The 6,333-nt window shown below is 63.3% G+C and carries 9 protein-coding genes; 5 read left to right on the top strand and 4 right to left on the bottom strand.

What is annotated here, in order from left to right; all coding sequences use genetic code 11:
• The 3 genes from EN742_RS20300 to EN742_RS20290 all read right to left on the bottom strand — a co-directional run.
• A partial coding sequence (locus tag EN742_RS20300) for a transglycosylase SLT domain-containing protein (RefSeq protein WP_148670168.1) occupies nt 1-270 on the bottom strand: 270 nt, incomplete at its 3' end.
• Between the two features lie 5 nt (nt 271-275).
• A complete protein-coding gene (gene ispG, locus EN742_RS20295) occupies nt 276-1,526 on the bottom strand; it encodes a flavodoxin-dependent (E)-4-hydroxy-3-methylbut-2-enyl-diphosphate synthase (RefSeq protein ID WP_126057935.1) in 1,251 nt (416 codons plus the stop codon).
• Between the two features lie 335 nt (nt 1,527-1,861).
• Entirely contained in the window at nt 1,862-2,041 is a 180-nt protein-coding gene (locus EN742_RS20290) for a YdcH family protein (protein WP_126057934.1), read from the bottom strand.
• Between the two features lie 241 nt (nt 2,042-2,282).
• Here EN742_RS20290 and EN742_RS20285 point away from each other — a divergent pair, with 241 nt between their 5' ends.
• On the top strand, nt 2,283-2,486 hold the full coding sequence (locus EN742_RS20285; protein WP_126057933.1) for a YdcH family protein: 204 nt from the start codon (nt 2,283-2,285) through the stop codon (nt 2,484-2,486).
• Nucleotides 2,487-2,516: 30 nt separating this feature from the next.
• Here EN742_RS20285 and EN742_RS20280 read toward each other — a convergent pair whose 3' ends face one another.
• Entirely contained in the window at nt 2,517-3,308 is a 792-nt protein-coding gene (locus tag EN742_RS20280; RefSeq protein ID WP_126057932.1) for an IclR family transcriptional regulator, read from the bottom strand.
• A gap of 115 nt (nt 3,309-3,423) precedes the next feature.
• Here EN742_RS20280 and EN742_RS20275 point away from each other — a divergent pair, with 115 nt between their 5' ends.
• From EN742_RS20275 to EN742_RS20260, 4 genes are all read left to right on the top strand, one after another.
• Nucleotides 3,424-4,305, top strand: coding sequence for a transporter substrate-binding domain-containing protein (locus EN742_RS20275; RefSeq protein ID WP_126057931.1), 882 nt, complete (start codon nt 3,424-3,426; stop codon nt 4,303-4,305).
• Between the two features lie 97 nt (nt 4,306-4,402).
• A complete protein-coding gene (locus tag EN742_RS20270; protein ID WP_126057930.1) occupies nt 4,403-5,068 on the top strand; it encodes an amino acid ABC transporter permease in 666 nt (221 codons plus the stop codon).
• A 1-nt stretch (nt 5,069) separates the two neighbouring features.
• Nucleotides 5,070-5,720, top strand: coding sequence for an amino acid ABC transporter permease (locus tag EN742_RS20265; protein ID WP_126057929.1), 651 nt, complete (start codon nt 5,070-5,072; stop codon nt 5,718-5,720).
• A 4-nt stretch (nt 5,721-5,724) separates the two neighbouring features.
• A partial coding sequence (locus tag EN742_RS20260; RefSeq protein ID WP_148670167.1) for an amino acid ABC transporter ATP-binding protein occupies nt 5,725-6,333 on the top strand: 609 nt, incomplete at its 3' end.

Genomic DNA, 6,333 nt, shown 5'->3' with positions numbered 1-6,333 from the left:
TCCCCGCATCTTTGCCGTACCCGGCATGAACTGGGCAATGCCTTCGGCGCCAACGGGGCTCACCGCATTGGGATCGAACCGGCTCTCCTTCCAGATCAGCCGGGCGAAGAAATCCTTAGGCAGGCCGTTGCCGACGGCGTGCGCCTCGATCAGATTGCAGACCTTGCCGATGAGCCGCTGCTTGGCGGACGGCGGCGGATCGGCTTGTGCTGTTGCAGCCCAGCCCGCCACGCAAAACAGGATCAGCGTCGCCCTCAGGAAACGCCGCATCAGGTCTACTCCGCAGCGGCTTTGCCGCGTCCGTAGCGCTGCTCGATATAGTCGGCGACCATCTTCTCGAAATCCTGGGCGATCGAAGGACCGCGCAGGGTCGCCGCCTTTTTGCCGTCGACGAACACCGGCGCCGTCGGCGTCTCGCCGGTGCCGGGCAGCGATATGCCGATATCGGCATGCTTGGATTCGCCGGGACCGTTGACGATGCAGCCCATCACCGCGACCTTGAGGTTCTCGACCCCTGGATACTTCTCGCGCCACACCGGCATGTTCTTGCGGAGATCGGCCTGGATGTTCTGGGCGAGTTCCTGGAATACCGTCGAGGTGGTGCGGCCGCAGCCGGGGCAAGCCGCGACGATCGGCACGAACTGGCGGAAGCCCATCGTCTGCAGCAGTTCCTGCGACACCTGCACCTCGCGCGTGCGGTCGCCGTTCGGCTCCGGCGTCAGCGAGATGCGGATCGTGTCGCCGATGCCTTGCTGCAGCAGGATGCCCATGGCAGCGGACGAGGCGACGATGCCCTTCGTGCCCATGCCGGCCTCGGTGAGGCCGAGATGCAGCGCATGGTTGGAGCGGGTGGCGAGCTCGGTGTAGACGGCGATCAGGTCCTGTACGCCGCTCACCTTGGCCGACAGGATGATCTTGTCGCGGCCAAGGCCAATCTCTTCGGCCATCTCTGCCGACAGGATCGCCGACTGCACGATCGCCTCGCGGGTGACCTCCTGCGCGGTGAGCGGAAAGCCTTGCGCCTGGTTCTCGTCCATCAGCCGCGTCAGCAGTTCCTGGTCGAGCGAGCCCCAGTTGACGCCGATGCGCACCGGCTTGTCGTATTTGATCGCCATCTCGACGATCGCGGCGAACTGCCGGTCCTTCTTGTCCTTGAAGCCGACATTGCCGGGATTGATGCGGTATTTCGCCAGCGCCTCGGCGCAGGCCGGATGGTCAGCAAGCAGCTTGTGGCCGATATAGTGGAAATCGCCGACCAGCGGCACATTGATGCCGAGCCGCGCCAACCGGTCGCGGATGGCGGGTACGGCGGCGGCGCTTTCGTCACGGTCGACGGTGATACGCACGATCTCGGAGCCGGCGCGGTGCAGCGCCGCGACCTGGGCGACCGTCTGATCGACATCGGCAGTGTCGGTGTTGGTCATCGACTGCACGACGACAGGCGCGCCGCCGCCGACGATCACGCCGCCAACGTCGACGCCGACCGATGCGCGGCGCGGGAAGGGGGAAGAAAAATATCCGGTCATGCCGGCACCTTTTGCTCAGAGCATAGCGTGCTCAAGGGTCCGGGCATGAGGTGGAGGAGCAAAGATGGCTTGTCAATGGCAATGGGTGGGCGAAAAGCCGCAATCGGCGCGGCGGCGATGCGACCGTTGCGCACCGCCGTGGCCGACTGCTGAGCCAATTCACATGTCGAGATGAATGGCGGGAGCAGTCTAGACGGCGCCCGATGCACGCAATTCGCATGCCTGAAGCGACCGGATCGTCTGTCGGGACAAAAAACAGAACATCTCCGGTGACAGGACTGCCACCGGAAAGATGATCGCGCGCCGAAGGCGGCGCGGCTTTTGTTAGAGGAGCGTCAGTGCGTCGTCGGTTTCGCCTTCAGCTTTTCAATCTCGTCCTTGATTGCCAGCTTGCGCCGCTTGAGATTCACGATTTCGAGGTCGTCGACCGATGGATGGTTCATCGCATCGGTGAGCTCGCGTTCGATGTCACCGTGTTTCCGCTGCAACTCATCAAGATGGGATGCAAGAGACATGATTGGTTCTCCCTTTCATGGTTTCCTCGATTGCAGCCGCCAAAATGCGCCCACCGCCAGTCCGCATCTGTGACAGCACGATGACACTTTGCCACCAACCAATCCCGATGTCGAATACCCTGTGGTAGCATTCCACGACAATGTGAAATGTGATATGAGCGGCGCGCCGGTTGCAAAACCCCACCGGCCCCGCCCAATCAGGCCCATCTCTTGGGCGCCGCAGACGTGCAGACGGTAGAGAATGTCCGAACAGGAACAGGCCGAGATCCGGCTCGAATTTTCCCGCCTGAAGCAGGAACACGCCGATTTCGACGCCGCCATCAATGCGATGATCGCAACCGGCTGCGACCCCCTGCAGATTCAGCGCATGAAGAAGAAGAAACTCTTCCTCAAGGACCGGCTGATGGCGCTGGAAGATCGCATCATCCCCGACATCATCGCCTGACCGATGGCCGGGCCTCGCGGCCCGATCGGCTCACGCCGCGATCGACAGCCGTGCCGCGCGCTCACGCAGAAGGGCGATGAGTTCGCCTGTCCGCTCCTCGGATGTGTCTATCGGAACGACCAGGCACATCGTTGCCTCGACCTTGCCCGGCGCCGAAAAAACCGGCGCGGCCAGGCATTTGGTGTAGGCGTCGACGAGCCCTGAGGTCACGCAATAGCCCGTGGCCCGTGCCTTGCCGATGTCGTCGATGAAATCGTCGAGTTCGAGCTTGCGGCCGTCCGGCAGAATGAGGTCGCCCTCGGTAATCATGGCTTCGATCCGGCCCCGTTCGAAGCCCGCAAGCAGCAGCCTGCCGGAAGCGGTCCAGGGGAGCGGTATCTGCAGGCCGGTGGCCGAGCTGATGCGGAACGGCCTCGTGCCGGGACTGGAATGGATGATCGTGTAGCGGCCGCTCTGCAGCATGCACAATTCGGATGTCTCGCCCGTCTCCTGTGACAGGTTGTCGACCTCCTGGCGGCCCCTCCGCAGCAGGTCGTTGCCGCGCACATAGTCCATTCCATAGAGATAGAGCTTCTTGCCGAAATAGACGCGGTTGCCGTCACCGGCCATTTCCAGGAGCCCCGCGTCGACCAGCGAGCGCACCAGCGTATAGGTGGTCGAACGCGGCGCGTTCACGCCCTTGGCGAGATCGCCGATGCCGATCGCGCGCTGTGTCGTGTGCAGGTACTCCAGGATCTCCAGCACCCGGTTGAGGCCTTTCTCGCGTGAGACCTTGTCCTCGTTCGGACTCTGCCGATCCATGACGTCATTGCCATCTTGCATTGCTGATTTCCGGTGCTAGTATCTGTCTTGTACAAGATACACGTGTCTTTTGTAAGAGACAATCAAATCGAATGCACGTGTATCTGCAAAGGGGAACACACGAAAGGAGGTCGCCGTGAACGACACATCCAAAAGGCGTGAATTTCTGAAACTGGGAATGGCTGGACTGGCAACGGCCGGCGTGATGAGCGTGGCGGCGACGGTCGATGCGAAAAAGGCGGCCGCGCAGGCAGCGCCGGACAGCTTGCTGCGTACGGTGCTCGATCGCGGCAAGCTGATCGTCGGCACCGGCAGCACCAACGCGCCCTGGCATTTCGAGAACGATGCCGGCGAGCTTGTCGGCATGGACATCACCATGGGCCGGATCCTGGCCAAGGGCCTGTTCGACGATCCGACCAAGGTCGAGTTCGTCATGCAGGACCCGGCGCAGCGCATTCCGAACGTTACCACCAACAAGGTGGACATCACCATCCAGTTCATGACCATGACGGCCCAGCGTTCGCAGTTGATCAACTTCTCGCGGCCCTACTATGTCGAAGGCGTCGCCCTGCTGACCTTGCCGGGAGCCGAAAACAAGACCTTCGACAAATTGCTTGCCGCCGGTTCGGCGACCCGCGTCTCGATCCTGCAGAACGTCGATGCCGAAACCTCGGTCCGTTTCGCCCTGCCGCAGGCTCAGGTGATGCAGATCGACACTCAGGCCAACGTGCTGCAGGCGCTGGAATCCAAGCGCGTCGACGCCGCCGCCGTCGATCTCTCGACTGTGCGCTGGCTCGCCTCGCGCAATCCCGACAAATACTTCGACGCCGGCAAGAGCTGGTACTCGATGCTCTACGGCGCCGCGCTTCGGCAGGGCGATCTCGACTGGCTGACCTTTGTCAACCAGACCTTCACCATCGCCATGTTCGGCCACGAAACGGCGCTCTACGACGCCGCCTTCAAGGACTATTTCGGGCTGGAGCCGCCGGCGCGTCATCCGGGCTTCCCGGTCATCTGATGCCGTTCGGGGAAAGGGTGTTTCCGGCACCCTTCCATCCCCTCCCAGCGCGGCGCGGCCTCTTCGCGCCGCGCCGGATATTTTGAGGCCAACGCATATGGGCTACGCGCTCAATTTCAACCTGATCTGGCGCCATTTCGACAAGCTGTGGGGCGGGCTGCTGCTCAGTCTCGAGCTTGCCGTCATCTCGATCGCCATCGGCATCGTCATCGGGCTGGTGCTGGCGGTCTGGTACGTTTCGGCCGGACGCACGGTGCGGGCGATCATCGCCGCCTATGTCGAGTTCATCCGCAACGTGCCGCTGATCCTGCTGGTCTATCTGGTCTTCTACGGTCTGCCGACTGTGATCGATATCGCCTACAGCGCGCCGACCTCGTTTGTCCTGACACTGTCGGTCTATAGCGGCGCCTACCTGGTCGAAGTCTTCCGTTCCGGCCTCGAGGCCGTGCCGCGCGGCCAACTCGATGCCGGCAAGGCGATCGGCCTGACCCCATGGCAGCGGCTGCTGCATGTGCGTCTGCCGACGATGCTGCGCATCACGCTGCCGGCGCTCTCCAACACCTTCATCTCGCTGTTCAAGGACACCTCGATCGCCTCGGTCATCTCGGTGCCCGAGCTCACCTACGGCGCCCAGTGGATCAACTTCAACACCTTCCGCATCGTCGAGGTCTACCTGGTCACCACGGCCATGTATCTGGTGACCGGCTATGCGCTGCTTTTCGCGCTCAGGCTCGTCGAGCGCCGGTTCAGGGCGGCACGCTGACATGCTGAGCCAGATCCTCTACGCCGTGCCGTTCCTCGCCCAGGGCTTCGCCATCACCCTGTGGGTGTCGCTGCTGGTCGTGGTGCTTTCGCTTATCGCCGGTGTCGCGCTCGGCGTCGGCCTGGTCTATGGCCCCGCCCCGCTGCGCTGGGCGGTGCGCATCTTCAGCGACACCATCCGCGGCATCCCGATTTTGGTGTTGATGTTCTTTGTCTATTACGGCCTGCCCGCGATCGGGCTTCACCTGCAGTCCTTCTGGGCCGCGGTGCTGGCGCTCACGCTGTTCAAGACGGCGCAGGTCGTCGAATATCTGCGCGGCGCCGTCGCCTCAATCCCCAAGGGCCAGTCCGAAGCGGCGATGGCGATCGGGCTGACCTTCCGCCAGCAGCTGACCTACGTCATCTTTCCGCAGGCCTTCAGGCGCTTCCTGCCGCCCTGGATCAATGGCGTCACCGACGCGGTCAAGGGCAGCGCGCTGGTCTCGCTGCTCGGCATCACCGACCTGATGCAGGCGATCAACCAGGTCATCGGCCGCACCTATGAAGCGATGCCGCTCTATATCCTCGGCGCGCTGGTCTACTTCGCGGTCAACTACGCCCTTTCGCTCGCCAGCCGGCGGCTGGAACGGCGCTTCTCCTTCATTAGGGAATAGCATGATGTCCGACGCCTCGAACGCCAGTCCCGCGCTGCTCGAAGTCCGCGATGTCTCCAAGGCCTTCGGTCCCGTCGAAGTGCTCCGCTCCGTCAGCCTCGAGGTCGCGCGCGGCGAAGTGGTGACCATCGTCGGGCCCTCCGGCAGCGGCAAGACCACTCTGCTGCGCTGCGTCAACTTCCTCGAAAGCTACGACAGCGGCTCGATCCGTATTGACGGCAGAGAGGTTGGCTACCGCGAAACTGGAACGCGCCAGCGCCGCGGCGAGCGCGATCTCGCCGCCATGCGCGCCGAGACCGGCATGGTGTTCCAGAGCTTCAACCTGTTCCCGCATCTGACGGCGGCCGGCAACATCATGCTCGGCCTCACCAAAGTGCGGAAGAAGAGCGAAGCCGAGGCGCGCACCATTGCCGAGCACTGGCTCGGCCGCGTCGGTCTCGCCCACAAGGCCGACAGCCTGCCGGCCGAACTGTCCGGCGGCCAGCAGCAGCGCGTTGGCATTGCGCGCGCCGTGGCGATGGATCCGAAGATCCTGCTTCTCGACGAGATCACCTCGGCGCTCGATCCGGAGCTGGTCGGCGAAGTGCTGGCCGTCGTGCGCAGGCTCGCCGAG

The sequence above is a fragment of the Mesorhizobium sp. M4A.F.Ca.ET.020.02.1.1 genome (genome assembly GCF_004022645.1).
Classification (GTDB): domain Bacteria; phylum Pseudomonadota; class Alphaproteobacteria; order Rhizobiales; family Rhizobiaceae; genus Mesorhizobium.
Note: the sequence above shows the minus strand (reverse complement) of the source record. Positions and strands in the feature narration are given on the sequence as shown.

Coding starts and splice junctions, on each gene's coding strand:
- ispG (WP_126057935.1), bottom strand. CDS start 1,526: ATGACCGGATATTTTTCTTCCCCCTTCCCGCGCCGCGCATCGGTCGGC.
- EN742_RS20290 (WP_126057934.1), bottom strand. CDS start 2,041: ATGTCTCTTGCATCCCATCTTGATGAGTTGCAGCGGAAACACGGTGAC.
- EN742_RS20270 (WP_126057930.1), top strand. CDS start 4,403: ATGGGCTACGCGCTCAATTTCAACCTGATCTGGCGCCATTTCGACAAG.
- EN742_RS20280 (WP_126057932.1), bottom strand. CDS start 3,308: ATGCAAGATGGCAATGACGTCATGGATCGGCAGAGTCCGAACGAGGAC.
- EN742_RS20285 (WP_126057933.1), top strand. CDS start 2,283: ATGTCCGAACAGGAACAGGCCGAGATCCGGCTCGAATTTTCCCGCCTG.
- EN742_RS20265 (WP_126057929.1), top strand. CDS start 5,070: ATGCTGAGCCAGATCCTCTACGCCGTGCCGTTCCTCGCCCAGGGCTTC.